Source organism: Pseudoalteromonas sp. S3260, from assembly GCF_005886925.1.
GTDB lineage: Bacteria > Pseudomonadota > Gammaproteobacteria > Enterobacterales > Alteromonadaceae > Pseudoalteromonas > Pseudoalteromonas tetraodonis.
In genome coordinates, this window is record NZ_PNCV01000275.1 from 1 (window position 1) to 284 (window position 284).

1 pseudogene is annotated in these 284 nt (G+C 49.3%); it reads right to left on the reverse strand.

From position 1 onward, the window contains the following. A pseudogene (locus CWC14_RS18450) lies at positions 1-284 on the reverse strand (DNA polymerase III subunit gamma/tau); the annotation flags it as partial.

Here is a 284-nt window from a genome sequence, read left to right on the forward strand (position 1 = left end):
TTCTTCATTATCACCACGAGGCGGCGGCTGTTGAGCCGTCGATGTGGTCGAAGTGCCATACTGTGGTTCAAAAGCGAGCAGGCGTAGCATTAACATCTCAAAGCCCACTTGCGCAGAGCTGGCCCACTGTAGATCCCGCTTACCCGCTAACAACAATTGATAAATCAAGTGGATATGTTGCGTATCAGTAGTGTTGGCTACCTCAGTAATATAATCACTGTCACGGTCGTTTAGTAGCGCTGCACTGGGCACCAGCTGAGTCAATTGCACACTGTGTGTAAGAT